The organism is Thermoleophilum album (assembly GCF_900108055.1).
Lineage (GTDB): Bacteria > Actinomycetota > Thermoleophilia > Solirubrobacterales > Thermoleophilaceae > Thermoleophilum > Thermoleophilum album.
In genome coordinates, this window is record NZ_FNWJ01000002.1 from 75325 (window position 1) to 89928 (window position 14604).

Sequence of the window (14604 nt, forward strand, 5' to 3'; positions counted from 1 at the left end):
GGTGCCGGTGGGGGCTCCCGCGGCGCGAGCGACGGCCTGGGTAGACACCGACGCGCTGGCCCGGAACTGTCGTCGCCTGGCCGATCGGCTAGGCCCGCGGCGCCTGCTGTGCGCGGTCGTCAAGGCGAACGGTTACGGCCACGGCTTCGAACTCGCGGCCCGCGCGGCCCTAGCCGGCGGTGCCCGCTGGCTAGCCGTGGCGAGTGCCGACGAGGCGCTGGCGCTGCGCGACGCTGGCTTGGACGCGCGCACCCTGGTGATGGGCGCGCTGAGCGAGCGCGAGCTTGCCGACGCGTTGCGTTGTAGCGCCGACGTGGTGGTTTGGGAGCTGGGCTTCGTGGAGCGCGTCGCGCAGGTTGCGCAGCGGCTCGGTGTGGTCGCACGCTGTCACATCAAGCTCGATACCGGCATGGGGCGCCTGGGCACGCGCAGCGAACGCACGGCGTTGGCCTGCGCGGAGCTCGTCGCCACCCGCCCGAGCCTCGAACTCGCCGGCGCCATGACCCACTTTGCGACCGCCGACGAGCTCGACGACGACGGCTACTTCGACGCGCAGCTGGAGCGCTTTACGCGCTTGGTCGCGATTTTGCGGGAGGCGCTGGGCAGTCGCTTCGTTGCCCACGCCGCCAACAGCGCTGCTGTGTTCAGGGACCCGCGCTCCCACTTCGACATGGCGCGTTGCGGCATCGCGATCTACGGCCTCGACCCCTTCCACGAGGACGCCCACGCGCGCGGCCTCGAGCCGGTGCTCACCCTCGAGTCCTACCTCGCTTGCGTGAAGCAGCTCGACAGGGGCGAGAGCGTGGGGTACGGACGGACCTGGCGAGCCGAGCGGCCGACCCGGGTGGGGATCGTTCCGATCGGCTATGGCGACGGAATCCGTAGAGCCCTCTCGAATCGTGGCTGGGTGCTGGTGGGCGGTCGCCGACGGCCGATCGTAGGCACTATCAGCATGGACAATCTGGCGGTCGACCTCGGGCCGCGGCCGGAGGGGGAGCGCATCGGGGAGCCGGTCGTTTTGATCGGAGGCCAGGGGGAGGAGCGAATCAGTGCTGAGGAGGTCGCGCGTTTGCTCGGCACCATCAACTACGAAGTGGCGACCGCGCTCGCCGCGCGCGTGCGGCGGCTGCCGCTCTCGCGCCGTGCTGCCGAGCTACCACCGGGTGCGGGGTCGGCTCGCTGCGAACATGGCTGAGCCGACTGGCAGCATTGCTCCGCGCACCGACGCGGCGCTCGCGCGACTCGCCCGCCACCCGGGCGTGAGCGCCGCGGCCGCGGTAATCGGCCCCGGTGCGCAGGGATGGGTGGTTGGTGGGGCGGTTCGCGATGCGCTGCTCGGGCGCTCGCTCTCGGACATCGACGTGGTGGTGCGAGGAGCCGATCCGGCAGTCGTCGCGCGAACCGTCGCGCGCCGACTGCGTGCGCCGGCCTTCGAGCTCTCGCGTGAGTTCGGCCAGTGGCGGGTCGATGCCCGGCGCGGCGAGCGCGGGACGGCGGGCTTCACCCTCGATGTCGCGCCGCTGCAGGGCGCGAGCCTCGTCGAAGACCTGCGCCGCCGCGACTTCACGGTCAACGCGATCGCTGTCGCGCTAAGCGCGCCGCCGCAGCTCGAGGACCCGCTTGGGGGTCTCGATGACCTGCGTCGTGGTGCCCTGGTCTTGGCTTCGGAAGAGGCTTTCCGCGACGACCCCGTGCGGCTTCTGCGGCTCGCCCGCTTCCGCGCCGAGCTCGCCTTTGAACCGACGGCTGAGGTGCTGGCGCGCGCTCGCGCCGACGCACAGCTGCTTGCCCGGGCGGCTCCAGAACGCCTCCTGCAGGAGCTCCGCAAGACGGTCGCGGCGGAAGGCGTGCTCGCGGGCCTCGAGCTGATGGACCGCGCCTCTCTCACTGAGCGCGTACTGCCCGAGCTAGCGGCCCTGCGCGGGGTCGAGCAGAGCCACTTTCACCATCTCGACGTCTACGACCACACGCTCGAAGTCCTGCGCCAGCTTTTGCTGCTCGAACGCCAACTCGCCGAGTTCTTCGGGCGCGAGGTCGCTGAGGAGCTCGCGCGCGAGCTCGGCCGACCGCTTGCGGACGACTTCACGCGCGGCCAAGCAGTTCGCTTGGCGGCGCTGTTGCACGACATCGGCAAGCCGCGGACGCGCGCGGTGCGCCCGGATGGCCGCGTCACCTTCATCGGCCACGACGAGGTCGGGGCCGAGATGACGCTCACGCTCTGTCGCCGTTTGCGTACCTCGACGACGCTCGCTCGCTTCCTCGCCGAGATCGTCCGGAACCACCTGGCACTCGGTTTCTTGGTGCACGAGCGGCCGCTCTCGCGGCGCCGCGTCTACGACTACCTGCGGCGCTGCGAGCCGGTCGAGGTGGAAGTCACGTATCTCTCGTGCGCCGATCGCCTCGCCACCCGGGGGCGGAACGCGGAACAGGCGATCGCCGTCCACCTCGAGCTTGCGCGTGAGCTGATGGCGGCGGCGCTCGCCTGGCGGCGGGCAGGTGGCGCGCCGCGCCCGCCGCTGCGCGGCGACGAGTTGGCACGCGTGCTCGGGATCACACCTGGTCCGCTTTTGGGAGAGCTCTTGGAAGAGCTGCGGGCAGCGGTTTACGCGGGCGAGGTCGCGGATCCCCAGGAAGCGATCGCACACGCGCGGCGCCGACTCGAGGCCATTGCCGCCGACTGAATCGCCGCGCTCGTCGAGCAGCTGTCGTAGCCCTCAGCTAACACCGGCCGCGCTCGTCAGCGCAGCGCCGCACCGCCCGCGATGCGTTCCAGCATCAGCGCCACCAACTCGACGCAGTCGGCGACCGTTCCGTAGTCGACGCGATCGGGTGTGTCAGTCGGCCAGTGGTAGTTGGAGGGGATCTTGTAGCGGTCGCACGACCCGATCGCCAGCGCGGGGAAGCCGTGCCGCAGCGCGATCAGCCCGTCGGTGGCGTTGCGCAGACGCAGACCCCGCCACAGGAAGATCCCGAGCTCGCGCGCGCACTCGTGCGCGAGTTCGATGAGCGCGCGCGAGTAGCGGTTAATCCAGACCATGCCTTCGCCCTCCAACGCCAACAGGTGTGGAGAGCCAACGGTGTCGAGGCAGATCACGGCCGTGCGCTCGCGGTCGAAAGCCGCGAAGTGCCGACGCGCAAAGGCCTGCATTCCCTCCATGAAGGACTCCTCGGAGCCCGTCGAGACGAGCACGACGCGCAGCCCCGCCGGCGGGCCGTGCTGTGCCAAGCGCCGACCAAGTGCCCAGATCGCGGCGACACCGCTGAGGTTGTCGTTGGCGCCCGGCACCGGTTTGCGCAGCGCTATGTCGGCCATCGCCAGCACATAGCCCGCGTTCACCACGCCGCCCAACGCTCGCACCAGCTGGTTTTTGAAGAGCGCTCCGAGCGCTACTGCCAACGGTCCCGCCACCGCGCCCCACATGGTCGGCGGTGTCGCATTGAGATGGCGGTGCACGCGCGGGAAAGTGCGGGCCAGGGTGCGCGGCAGCTCGGGGTGGAAGACCAGCCCGGGATGGGCAGCGTCGTGGTGGGCGACGACGATCACCGTGCGCGCTGCGTCCGGCGGTCCGATCTCGGCCACGAAGTTCCAGGTATCGCGTCGCGGCAGGAGCGTGCGCCTGAAGAGCTGCTTGCCGCCGGTGATGTCGTCGACGACGGCAGCGGCCGCGAGCGTGCCGACGAGCGCAGCCCAGGGTCGTCGCGCGCGCCAAGCGGCTAGCGCGCTCGCCAAGGTGGGAATCCCGACCGGCCACCAGTAGGTGCCGTGCGCCTTCTCGCGTTCGACGCGACCCTCGACGCCGAAGGCCGCGAACTCCTCACGTAACAACTCGGCTGCGGCTCGTTCGCCGCTGCTCGCCGACGGGCGTTCAATCGCTGCCAAGCGCTCGACGAGCGCACGTAGCTCGCGCTCGAGCGGGGGATCGGTCGGGGGCTGCGGTTGGCTCGGTGCCTCGGCGGTCACGGGCGGGGTAGGCTAGCCGCCGATGTTCGCTAGTGAAGCCGCAGCTTCGCCGCCACCTCCAGAGTCAGCAGCGCGCTCCGATTGCGTCTTCTGCGGCATCGTCGCCGGCCGGCTGCCCGCCCAGCGGATCGACGAAGACGAGCGCACGGTCGCGTTCCTCGATATCAACCCCTGGACGCGCGGGCACACGCTGGTCGTGCCGCGTGCTCACTCGGAGAGCATCCTCGACGCACCCGACGACGATCTCGCGGCGGTCGCGTTGGCGACCCGGCGCGTGGCTGAGCGGCTGCGTCGCAAGCTCGGCTGCGCGGGCGTCAACGTCTTCAGCGCGGCGGGGAGCGTGGCCTGGCAAACCGTCTTCCACTTCCATGTCCATGTCATTCCGCGCTACCGCGACGATGGCCTCGAGCCGCCGATCACGCCACGACCGGCCGATGCCGAGCAGCTCGCGGCACTTGCGGAGCAGTTGCGCGGTTGAATCGCGAGGAGGTTTCGTTTGTCGTCGAACAAGGCGTTCTTCGAGCGTGATGGCGACGTCGGCTTTCTGACGATCGACGCTCCGCCCCTCAATCTCTTCGATCGCGAGCTGTTCGCGGCGGTGCGCGAGGTGATCGAGCGCGCACGGCAGGAGCAGGTGCGGGCGCTGGTCGTGCGCGCGAAGGGCAAGGTCTTCACCGGCGGGGCAGACGTTCATGTCTTCGATGGCCTACAGGGAGAGGCGGCGCGTCGCTTCGTTGAGGAGATCCTCGGGGTGACTCACGCGGTCGAAGATCTCCCATTTCCGACCGTGGCGTCCGTGCACGCCCTGTGCTTGACCGCCGGACTCGAGCTGGCTCTCGCCTGCGACCTGATCGTTGCCGCCGAGTCGGCGCAGTTCGGTCTGGTCGAGCGCGTCGTCGGCCTGACGCCGCTGATGGGCGGAACGCAGCGCATCGCCGAGCGCGCGGGTCCGGCGCGTGCCCGCGAGTTCGTGATGACTGGGGCGATTCTGCCCGCCCGCACACTGCACGAGTGGGGGGTCGTGAATCGTGTTGTTGCCGACCACGAGCTAGAAGCGGCAACGCTCGCGCTCGCTCGCGATCTCGCGGCCGGTCCGACCCGTGCTCACTACGCGACCAAGCGGATCGTGAGGGCCGTGGTCGACGAGGGCGTGCGCGCCGCCGATGCCCTCACGCCCGCGCTTGGGGAGGAAGTGTTCGGCACCGAGGACCTTCGTCAGGGTGTGCGCGCCTTCCTCGAGCACGGGGGCCCCGGTCACGCTCGTTTCCGCGGCCGCTGACCCCCGTTGCAGGGCACCAGCGGTTGCCGTGTTCCCGTTCTGCCGCGCCGGCTGCTAGCGTCGTGGCCGCAGGGCCGGACACGTCCGGCAAATCGAAGTTGCCGTAGCTCGGGAGTACAGCTCCGTGCGGCATGCGGCAGGAAGGGGCAGTAAAGCCATGCCGACCGGAACCGTGAAGTGGTTCAACGAGGAAAAGGGCTATGGGTTCATCACGCCGGACGACGGCCGGCGGGACCTGTTCGTCCACTACACCGGCATCGCCGGTGATGGGTTCCGCTCTCTTCGCGAGAACGCGAAGGTGGAGTACGAGGAGGAGTCAGGGGCCAAGGGTCCCAAGGCGGTCAACGTTCGGCTGATCTAGCCGACGAGGGGGCGCTGCGGCGAGTCGTGGGCAAGGAAGAGAAGATCGAGCTCGAGGGCGAAGTGATAGAGGCGCTACCAAACACGATGTTCAAGGTGCGCCTCGACAACGGTCACGAAGTCCTCGGGCACATCTCGGGCAAGATGCGGCGTCACTACATCCGGATCCTGCCCGGTGATCGCGTGAAGATCGAGCTTTCTCCCTACGACCTCAGCCGCGGGCGCATCACTTACCGCTACAAGTGAGCGCCGCCGTCACGGTTATCGCGGGCGCAACTCCCGACCGGCGCGCGTGTTCGAACGGTCCGATGGCACCTGAGACACGCAATTTTCGGGTCGGTTGTTCCGTGAAGGCTGTGGCGGCGGCTCTCGCGGTCTGCGGGTCGCTCTTGTTGACCCCGGCGCTGGCCTCAGCGCGCGTGATCGAGCTCGGCGAACGAGCCCCACAGGTGAAGTCGGCCTGCCCGAACCTGCCGTGCGCGGTGCTTGCTGCGGCCACCGGCTATCAGGGGCGCTCCGACACGTTGGCGCAACCGTTTCAGGTGCCTGCCGACGGCTACGTCGTCGCTTTCACGGTGACTCTCTCGAACCTTGCCGACAACCAGATCCAGTTCTTCAACGACACCTACGGGTCGCCGGCACGTGTGCGACTCGCAATCCTGCGCCAAGGTCGCACCCGCAAGACGCGACGCGACTTCCGTCTGTTGGCGCAGTCGGAGTGGTTCAACGTCGAGCAGTACCTCGGCTCGTCGCCGACCTTCGTTCTGCAAAAGCCGCTGCGCGTGCGCAAGGGCTGGATCATCGGCATCACCACCGACACCTGGGTGCCAGCTTTCGTGACCGGTATCAGCGGCCGCAACTGGTGGCGTGCGTCTCGCGCGCGCGACAAGTGCCGCCAAGACGTCTTCGAGCAGGCAGCGCACCTGCAGATCAACCTGGTGCGCCAGTACATGTGCGACTACCACGGCGACCGCCTGATGTACACGGCGACTTTCGTGCCCGACCCCAAGCCGACCCGCGAGACGTCGTCGGGGACGGTGACGACCCCCGGTGGCGGTAGCCGCCCAGGTAGCGGCGGGACACGCAGCGGCACGCGCACCACGCCGACCACTCAGCCGCGAACGTCGACGAGCGCCGCGGCCGCCGCACCGCAAGCGCAGCGCTAGCGTCGCGCCGGCGCCCAGGCAGGCGCCGCTTGTGACTCTTCGGTTGTTTCTTTTGCAACCCCGTCCGGCGGCGCTAGCATCGAACCGTGACCACGGAGGGGTGGATCTTCCTGGTCGGCTTCCGCATCTTTGATGTTGGGCTGTTGATCCTCTGGCTGATTTGGTTCTTCCGGCGGCGCAACGACGACGAGCCGGGCAGCGAGGGGAGCGACGGCGGTGGGGGCGGCCCGCCACGCGGGCCGCGCGATCCAGCACCGTCGGACGGCGGCTTGCGGTTGCTCCTGCCGCTCGGACGTTGGCGTCAGGGGCGCGCACGTGTGCGGTCCCACCGACCGCGCGTGCGGAGAGGTGGGCGGCGAGCGCTGCCGTCACCGGCGCGGGTGCGTAGTCCGCGGGTGCCGCTCCCGACGCGCACCCACCACTAGCTGCGCCGCTGCGGCGGGAGGCGCGATTCAGGGCAGCGCCCAGCCCGGGCGGGGCGTCGTCAGGAACTCTCGACGGCGGGCAGCCGCTGACCGCAATAGGGGCAGTCGTTGAGGTCCTTCTGGACCAGCTGCTCCTCGGAACATCCGCAGAGTCGCAGGTTCTCGGGCGCCCACGGCAAGTTGCTGGGCGACGGCGCTAGCGGCAGCAGCTTTCCGACCACTTCGAGCTCCTCGCCGGTTTCGTGGTCGACGTAGGTGAGACCCGGCTCGACCTCCGCGATCAGCTCGTGGCCGCGGCGCGAGCGCAATCGGTAACGCTGATGAAGCGGCACGTCGCGGCACGTTATCAAGGACCGTGCGAAGCTTGCTCGGCGTCACCCGCTGACCGCGACGCCCTGGCCGGTGATACTGCGGAGCGAGTTGCGGATCCTCGTGTTTCACGCCTATCTGCTGCGCGGTACCGGCAGCAACATCTACAACGCCGAGCTCGCCCGCGCGCTCGCCGCGGCGGGCCACGAGGTCCACCTGATCTGCCAAGAGCATCGAGCGCGCGAGCTTGGCTTCGTCAATCGCGTGATCGAAGCGGTTCGCGACGAACGTGACGTTGCGGCTGCCACCGACTCTGGAGCAGGCTCGGGGGGCGGCTCGGTGAGCGTGTGGATACCGGAGATAGGGGAGACGCTGCCGGTCTACGTTGCCGACCACTACGAACGCTTCCGAGCGGTACCGCTGCCACAGCTCGACGACAACGCGATCAAGCGCTACGTGCACACGAACGTGGTCGCCGTGAGGGCGATCGCGCAGCGTGTGCGTCCAGACGCGGCACTGGCCAACCACCTGGTGATGGGGCCGGTGATCGTCAGACGCGCGCTGCGCGGGCTCGGGGTGCCTTACGTGGTCAAGATTCACGGCAGCGCTCTCGAGTACGTGGTTCGACCCCACCCCGAGCGTTTTCTCAGCTATGCGCGTGAAGGACTGGAAGAGGCGACTTGTGTGCTCGTGGGGTCCTCGAATTTGGGTCGTCGCCTGCTCGAGGTGGTAGCGCTGCCAGGCCTCGAGAGGAAGCTGCGGCTGGCGCCGCCGGGGGTTCGCACCGATCTCTTCCGGCCGCTCGGACGTAACGCCGCCCGAGCGCGTCTACGTAGCGCCTGGGCCGCGCCGAGCCCTCGCGGGGACGGCGGATGGGGCGAAGATCCGCGGGCTGGCGAGGCGATCCGCCGCTTCGCTGCGAGCGACGGTCCACTAGCGGCCTACGTCGGCAAGCTGATTCCCCAGAAAGGCGTGCACACCGCGATTCTCGCTTGGCCCTTGGTGGCCTCCCGCGTTCCGGACGCGCGGCTTGCGATCGTCGGGTTCGGGTCGGGGCGCGAGTCGCTCGAACGGCTGCGCGAGGCTATCGCGGGATGCGACTTCGAGGCCGCTGAGCGAGCACTGCTCGAGTTTGCCGCTGCTGGCAGCGCCTCCGACGTTGGTGCGTTGCCCGACGAGATACGCGCGCGCACCCCGCCCGCGACCCTGGTCGACGCGGCGCTTGCCTCACTCCGCCGCGTGCTCGCACGCCAGGCCGACGAGTACGTTCGTGGCGCTCCGGCTGCCGCTGCCATCGAGTTCACCGGCGCGCTGCCTCATGAACGCCTTGCCTGGCTGCTGCCCGCGCTCGACGCTGTTCTCGTGCCTAGCCTTCTGGAGGAGGCGTTCGGCATGATCGCCGTGGAAGCCGCCGCTTGCGGGTGCCCACCGATCGTCGCCGACCACTCGGGCCTTGCAGAGATCGCCGTCGAGCTCGAGTCGGCGCTGCCCGAGCGCGTTCCCCCTTTGCGCATAGCGGGTCGCACGCCGCAGATCGAGGCGCTCGCCGGGCGCACTGTGCAGTGGCTGACGCTGGACGAGCGGGCGAGGGAAGAGGCTCGCCGTCGTCTGGCCGCGGCTGCGCAGCGCTGGTCGTGGGAGCGCGTGGCGGCTGACGTGGCAGCAGCGCTCGCCGGGCGGGTCGAAGCACTTCCCTCGCCGCGTCTCTGAGCAGCGGCCCGCCGACCCGCCACCCCGTCGAGCTGCCAGCCGCTCGTTCCGGGGCGTGCGTGCGCGCGTCGGGTTCGCGCGTTAGGCTTGCGGCCACCGTGTTCGCCGAGGGAGGAATGGCACGGATGCGGGCGCTCTGCTTGGCGCTGCTGGCACTCGTGATCGCAGCGAGCGGTTGCGGACAACGCTCGCCCGACCTCGTCAAGGGCAAGGCCCTGTTTGTCGAGCGTTGCGGGTCCTGTCACAAGCTGGCGCGGGCCGGGACGCAGGGCACAACCGGTCCCTCGCTCGACGCGGCGTTTGCGCAGGCCCGTCGCGACGGCATGGACAGCGACACGATCGCTGGCATCGTGCGTTACCAGATCGCCCACCCGCGTCGTGGCAGCGTGATGCCGGCGAACCTCGTTCGTGGCGAAGACGCTGAGGACGTCGCCGCCTACGTGGCCCACGTAGCGGCGGTGCGGGGCGAGGACACCGGTGCCCTGGCGCAGGCTGGGCTTGCCGGCGCCACCGACGGCCGCCAGATCTTTGTGGCGGCTGGCTGTGGTGGCTGCCACCAGCTATCGCGGGCGGGAACGAACGGGCGGATCGGCCCGAGCCTCGACGATCTCGCCGCTTCGGCACGCCGTTATGGGCGGGCGCGTGGCGAGACGCCGGAGCAGTATGTACGCGAATCGATCGTTCGTCCGGACGCTTTCGTCGTGCCGGGCTTTCGGCGCGGGATCATGCCTTCGGGGTACGACAAGCGTCTGACGCGCCAACAGATCGACGCGCTTGTGCGCTTCCTACTGGGGCGTTAGCGACACCGCCGCACGAGAGGCGCGGCGGCGCCGTCGTTGCCCCACGCGGCGCCGCTTCGCGCGCTAGGCGACGAGCTCGAGCAAGGCGCCCAACAAGCGCGGGTGCGCGACAGCGATCCCGTACGGCTGCCCCGGCAGCTCCGCGACGGCGGCGCCCGCCTCTTCGGCGATCAGCCTGCCCGCTGCCCAGTCCCACGGTTTGAGGCCGCGTTCGTAGTAGGCGTCGACACGTCCGGCAGCGAGCCACGCGAGGTCGAGCGCTGCGGCGCCCGCGCGTCGGATGTCGCGGACCTGCGGCAACAGTCGGGCGACGGTCTGGCCTTGGCGGGCGCGGAGGTCGGGTGAGTAGCTGAAGCCCGTCGCCACGAGGGCCCGCTCGAGCGGCGGGGGGTCTGCTAAGAGCAGCCGCTGTCCGCCGAGGAATGCGCCGCGGCCGCGTTCGGCAGTCCAGGTCTCACCGCGCAGCGGATCGTGAACAACGCCGACGAGGGCTCCACGATCGTCCAACAGCGCGATGCTCACGCACCAGGCGGGGAAGCGATAGAGGAAGTTGACGGTCCCGTCGAGCGGGTCGACCACCCAGCGGCGACCACTGCGGGCGGGACGCGCCGACCCCTCCTCGGCGAGGATGCCGTCCTCCGGTCGCTCCGCCTCGAGCAGTTCGGCGACTGTCCGCTCAGCCGTGCGGTCGGCCTCCGACACCGGATCGGTGGCCGAGGTCTTGCTAGTGACCTCCCTCGCCGGCCGCTGGTAGCGCTGCAGCAGGAGGTCACCGGCGGCGTGCGCGGCCCGCACCGCTAGCTCGGCATCGGAGCTGAGAGCGAAGGCCAGCGGACGTTCTGCGCTGTGCGTTCCGGTCGTTGCCTCGGCGGATGGCACGAACGCAAGGATCGAGCATCAGCGGTGATTTGTCACGCGTCGGCGGACCTTTCCGCCGTTCGCGGGGTCCTTCGCGGCCGGTCGGGTCAGTTTGCGGCCGGTCGAGTCAGGCGATGGCTCTAGCGGCGGCCAACAGGGCGAGGGCGACGACGACGACGGCCGCGACCCCCAGCAACAGGCGGAAGGCGTCCTGCTCCCGGCGCAGCGGATCGAAGCGCCGCCGCCGGCCAACCTCGGGTTCGCTCTCGGTCACCGTCTCACAGCAAGTAGAGGCTGGAAAACACGAAGATCCACATGATGTCGACGAAGTGCCAGTAGATGCCGGGCACTTCGACGCCGCGGTGCGCTTTCGCCGAGTAGTGGCCGCGGAAGCTGCGGATCGTCGCGAACGTCAAAAGCATCAGGCCCACCAACACGTGCGCGCCGTGCAGCCCGGTGAGGCCGTAGAAGATCGAGCCCTGGGCGTTGTCATGTGGAGCCCAACCGAGGTGCACGTACTCGTTGATCTGGATCGATAGGAACGTGGCACCGAGCGCAAGCGTTGTCACCAGCCCAGCTTTGAGTGCCCGGCGGTTCTCGTTGCGGATACCGGTGAGCGCCCAGTGCATGGTCAGGCTCGAGGAGAGCAGGATCGCGGTGTTGACGGCGGCCACGTCGACCGGGATTTCCTTGCCGGGAGGTGGCCACTCGGCGCCGCTCACGACCCGGATGAAGAAGTAGGCCGTGAAGAACGCCATGAAGAGCATCAGCTCGGAGATGATGAAAAGCAGCATTCCGAGCGTGGCTGGCTCGGCGCCCGAGGAGTAGTGGATTTCGGGCGGGTGCTCGTCGGCGTGAGCGTGGAAGGCAGCGTCGGCGGCGAGCGCGCCCGCCTGGGCAGGGGGCGCGCTCACCGAGCCACCTCCGCGGGCGCCGGTTCGGCCACGACGTGTTCAACAGGCCGCGAGGTCAGCTGCCGCACGCGGTTCACGAGATCCGCGCGCAACCACCCGGAGCGCGTCTCCGGCAGCGTCGAGATGACTATTTCGTCGGGGTCGTAGAACTGGATCGCATTGCGGATGGCGGTGTAGGGGTCGGGGTGCACTACCTGTCCGATCGCCTCGAGACCCTCGCGCCTCAGCATCTCCAGCGTGCGGGCGAGACGCTCGTGCGCTTCGTCGCTGCTGCTGGCGTCACCAAGCGGCACCAGAACGATGAAGCGCCGGCGCCCCTGGCGGGCCTTTTCGCGCAAAAGATCGAGCAGCTCGCGGCTCGCGACCGTCTGATTGGCGACCACCAGCGTGCGTTTGACCTGCTCACGCTCGTGGTCGAGGTCGACGACCACGTGTTCGACGGGAATGTCGGTCGCGGCCCGCACGCGGTCGACGAGCCCTTGGCGGAGCCACCCGGAGCGTGTCTGCGGGTGCGTCGAAATGATGATCTCGTCATAACGGCGCTCACGCAACGCGTCCATCACGGCGGTGTAAGGGTCCGGATCGACGACCGCGCCGGACGCCTCGATGCCCGCCTCGCGCAGCTGAGCGAGCGTCAACGCAAGCCTGTTCTCGGCCGCCTCGCGGACCGTCTCGTCGTAGATCACAAGACCGTGTTTGGGGGCGTTTTGCGGGCAGATCACGTGGACCTCAACCGGTCCTTGTTCGGCACGCCGGCGCACCGCATCGATCAGTGGCATCCCGGCCACCGTCTCGTTCGCGACTACCAGCAGTCGCCGCGTGTTCTCGCTCACTCCTCCACCCTCCTTGTTAGCTCAACTGTCCCTCGGGGTGGCGCCGCCACCGGCAGCGACCGCAGCGGGCCTGCGGCTCGGGAAGTAGGCGTGCACAGCACCCGGCGTCCCGAACGGATAAGGACCAGCAACCACCGTTGGTACCTCAGCGAAGTTGAACTTCGGGGGAGGCGACGGCACCAGCCATTCGATCGTATGGGCCTGCCACGGATTAGCAGGTGCCGGAGGCCCAAACCGCCAACTCACGATCATGTTGTAAAGGAAAACGAGGAACGACAGCCCGAAGATGAAGCCCGATACGGATACCACCGCGTTCAAGGCCGCGAACTCTGAAGCGTAGTCTGCCACGCGGCGCGGCATTCCTTCGATGCCCAGCAAGTGCATCGGGCCGAACGTCAAGTTGAAGAAGATGAACGACAACCAGAAGTGAACCTTGCCTAGCGTCTCGTCGTACATGCGACCAGTCATCTTCGGGAACCAGTGATAAATGCCAGCGAAAATCGTGAACACCGAGCCTCCGAACAGCACGTAGTGGATATGGGCGACGACATAGTAAGTGTCGGAGACGTGAATGTCGAAGGGGACGATCGCGAGCGTGACACCACTGATGCCACCGAGCGTGAACATCGTGATGAACCCGAGTGAGAACAGTAGGGGCGTGCGCAAGTGAATCACGCCACGCCAAAGCGTTCCCAGCCAGTTGAAGATCTTTACGCCGGTAGGCACTGCAATCAGCATCGTCGTCAGCATCATCGGGATCCGGATCCACGCCTGCATCCCGGATACGAACATGTGGTGCGCCCACACTGCGAAGCCGAGAACGACGATCGCGATCAGCGCGTAGGCCATCATCTTGTAACCGAACACGGGTTTACGCGCGTGGGCCGAAATCACTTCGCTAACGATGCCGAAGCCCGGCAACATCATGATGTAGACGGCCGGATGCGAGTAGAACCAGAAGACGTGCTGATACATCAGCACGTCGCCGCCGAGCTGGGGTGTGAAGAAGTGCGTGCCTAGTGCGCGATCAAAGAGCACAAAGAACTGCGAGGCGGCGATAAAGGGCGTGGCTATAACGACCAGCAGTGACGTCGCGAAGTTCGCCCAGACGAGCAAGGGCATACGCCAGAACGTCATGTCCGGAGCACGCATCGTGATGATCGTGACCAGGAAGTTCAGGGCGGTGGCGATCGATGACGCTCCGGCGAACTGCACGGCGAGCGTGAAGAACTGTTGCCCGAGCGGCATGTCGACGGACAGCGGTGCGTAGGCCGTCCACCCAGTAGCGAAGGGGCCACCGGGAGCAAAAAAGCTGAGCAGCATCATCACGCCAGCGATCGGGAGGAACCAGTAAGAGAGGGCATTGAGGCGGGGGAACGCCATGTCTGGCGCGCCGATCATCAACGGCACCACGTAGTTAGCGATGCCCGCAAATACCGGGATGATGAATAGGAAGATCATCAAGGAGGCGTGCACGGAGAACAGACCGTTGAAGGTATTGGCGTCGACAAACTGCTCACCCGGAGCCAGCAACTCAGCGCGCATCAACATCGCCATTAAGCCGCCAAGTACGAAGAAGAAGAAAGTCGTGCAGATGTATTGGATTCCGATGACCTTGTGGTCGGTATTTACGCGGAAGTAGTCGCGCCAACTGTCGGCGCCGTGGCCGGAATGATCCTCGGGCTCAGTGGGTGCGCCGAACGCCCAGCGCAGCCAGTAGTCGAAGCAGCCCATCCCGAGCAGGAAGGCGAGCGGGACGGTGATCAGCGCGACGGTCGTGATCGCCTCGCCTTTGAACAGTGGCTGCCAACCGTAGGCCGCACGGACTGCCACGACGAGGGCCACCGCAAGCGCGAAGCCCAGTGGCATCGCTACGAGCGCGCGCCACCAGCCGGGACGCATGAGTCGTCGCCAACCACGCTGCTGGCGGCCTTGCGGCGCTGTTCCGGCTTCGCCGTGGCTCCGCTCGTGCTCGACCGCTACGGCCAC

At 68.2% G+C, this 14604-nt stretch carries 17 protein-coding genes; 10 read left to right on the forward strand and 7 right to left on the reverse strand.

Annotation, left to right across the window (positions count from 1 at the left end):
- Position 1: 1 nt before the first annotated feature.
- Positions 2–1195 (forward strand): alanine racemase, encoded by a 1194-nt coding sequence (alr, locus tag BLW41_RS06480; protein ID WP_218138294.1) that lies wholly within the window; start codon positions 2–4, stop codon positions 1193–1195.
- The gene (locus tag BLW41_RS06485; RefSeq protein WP_143038640.1) at positions 1188–2681 is read left to right on the forward strand and encodes an HDIG domain-containing metalloprotein; all 1494 of its coding nucleotides are present in this window, start codon (positions 1188–1190) and stop codon (positions 2679–2681) included. Before alr ends, BLW41_RS06485 begins: the two co-directional genes overlap by 8 nt.
- A gap of 56 nt (positions 2682–2737) precedes the next feature.
- Here BLW41_RS06485 and BLW41_RS06490 read toward each other — a convergent pair whose 3' ends face one another.
- On the reverse strand, positions 2738–3961 hold the full coding sequence (locus tag BLW41_RS06490; RefSeq protein WP_093117513.1) for a M28 family metallopeptidase: 1224 nt from the start codon (positions 3959–3961) through the stop codon (positions 2738–2740).
- Positions 3962–3983: 22 nt separating this feature from the next.
- Here BLW41_RS06490 and BLW41_RS06495 point away from each other — a divergent pair, with 22 nt between their 5' ends.
- The 6 genes from BLW41_RS06495 (at position 3984) to BLW41_RS06520 (ending at position 7191) form a co-directional block, all read left to right on the forward strand.
- The gene (locus BLW41_RS06495) at positions 3984–4439 is read left to right on the forward strand and encodes an HIT family protein (protein ID WP_093117515.1); all 456 of its coding nucleotides are present in this window, start codon (positions 3984–3986) and stop codon (positions 4437–4439) included.
- An 18-nt stretch (positions 4440–4457) separates the two neighbouring features.
- Positions 4458–5240 carry an enoyl-CoA hydratase/isomerase family protein gene (locus BLW41_RS06500; protein ID WP_093117517.1) on the forward strand — a complete coding sequence of 261 codons (783 nt, stop codon included), beginning with the start codon at positions 4458–4460 and terminating at the stop codon, positions 5238–5240.
- Between the two features lie 157 nt (positions 5241–5397).
- Entirely contained in the window at positions 5398–5601 is a 204-nt protein-coding gene (locus BLW41_RS06505) for a cold-shock protein (RefSeq protein WP_093117519.1), read from the forward strand.
- Positions 5602–5627: 26 nt separating this feature from the next.
- On the forward strand, positions 5628–5846 hold the full coding sequence (gene infA / locus BLW41_RS06510; RefSeq protein ID WP_093117521.1) for a translation initiation factor IF-1: 219 nt from the start codon (positions 5628–5630) through the stop codon (positions 5844–5846).
- Between the two features lie 101 nt (positions 5847–5947).
- Entirely contained in the window at positions 5948–6766 is an 819-nt protein-coding gene (locus tag BLW41_RS10920) for a hypothetical protein (protein WP_177169393.1), read from the forward strand.
- A gap of 86 nt (positions 6767–6852) precedes the next feature.
- On the forward strand, positions 6853–7191 hold the full coding sequence (locus BLW41_RS06520; protein WP_093117525.1) for a hypothetical protein: 339 nt from the start codon (positions 6853–6855) through the stop codon (positions 7189–7191).
- A gap of 59 nt (positions 7192–7250) precedes the next feature.
- Here the strand turns inward: BLW41_RS06520 and BLW41_RS06525 are convergent, their stop codons facing one another.
- Entirely contained in the window at positions 7251–7523 is a 273-nt protein-coding gene (locus BLW41_RS06525; RefSeq protein WP_218138295.1) for a glutamate--tRNA ligase, read from the reverse strand.
- Positions 7524–7611: 88 nt separating this feature from the next.
- Between BLW41_RS06525 and BLW41_RS06530 the strand changes: the two genes are divergently transcribed.
- Both BLW41_RS06530 and BLW41_RS06535 read left to right on the forward strand, forming a co-directional pair.
- Positions 7612–9210, forward strand: a complete 1599-nt coding sequence (locus BLW41_RS06530; RefSeq protein ID WP_143038641.1) for a glycosyltransferase — start codon at positions 7612–7614, stop codon at positions 9208–9210.
- Positions 9211–9308: 98 nt separating this feature from the next.
- The gene (locus tag BLW41_RS06535) at positions 9309–10010 is read left to right on the forward strand and encodes a cytochrome c (RefSeq protein WP_143038642.1); all 702 of its coding nucleotides are present in this window, start codon (positions 9309–9311) and stop codon (positions 10008–10010) included.
- Positions 10011–10073: 63 nt separating this feature from the next.
- On the opposite strand, the gene BLW41_RS06540 is transcribed toward BLW41_RS06535, so the two are convergent.
- The 5 genes from BLW41_RS06540 to ctaD form a co-directional block, all read right to left on the reverse strand.
- The gene (locus tag BLW41_RS06540) at positions 10074–10889 is read right to left on the reverse strand and encodes an inositol monophosphatase family protein (protein WP_218138296.1); all 816 of its coding nucleotides are present in this window, start codon (positions 10887–10889) and stop codon (positions 10074–10076) included.
- 106 nt (positions 10890–10995) lie between these two features.
- Entirely contained in the window at positions 10996–11142 is a 147-nt protein-coding gene (locus BLW41_RS10925) for a hypothetical protein (RefSeq protein WP_177169395.1), read from the reverse strand.
- Between the two features lie 4 nt (positions 11143–11146).
- Entirely contained in the window at positions 11147–11782 is a 636-nt protein-coding gene (locus tag BLW41_RS06545; protein WP_093117531.1) for a cytochrome c oxidase subunit 3, read from the reverse strand.
- Positions 11779–12615 carry a universal stress protein gene (locus BLW41_RS06550; RefSeq protein WP_093117533.1) on the reverse strand — a complete coding sequence of 279 codons (837 nt, stop codon included), beginning with the start codon at positions 12613–12615 and terminating at the stop codon, positions 11779–11781. The genes BLW41_RS06545 and BLW41_RS06550 overlap by 4 nt, the downstream gene beginning before the upstream one ends.
- Before the next feature lie 21 nt (positions 12616–12636).
- Entirely contained in the window at positions 12637–14349 is a 1713-nt protein-coding gene (gene ctaD / locus BLW41_RS06555) for a cytochrome c oxidase subunit I (protein ID WP_425442074.1), read from the reverse strand.
- Between the last annotated feature and the right edge of the window lie 255 nt (positions 14350–14604).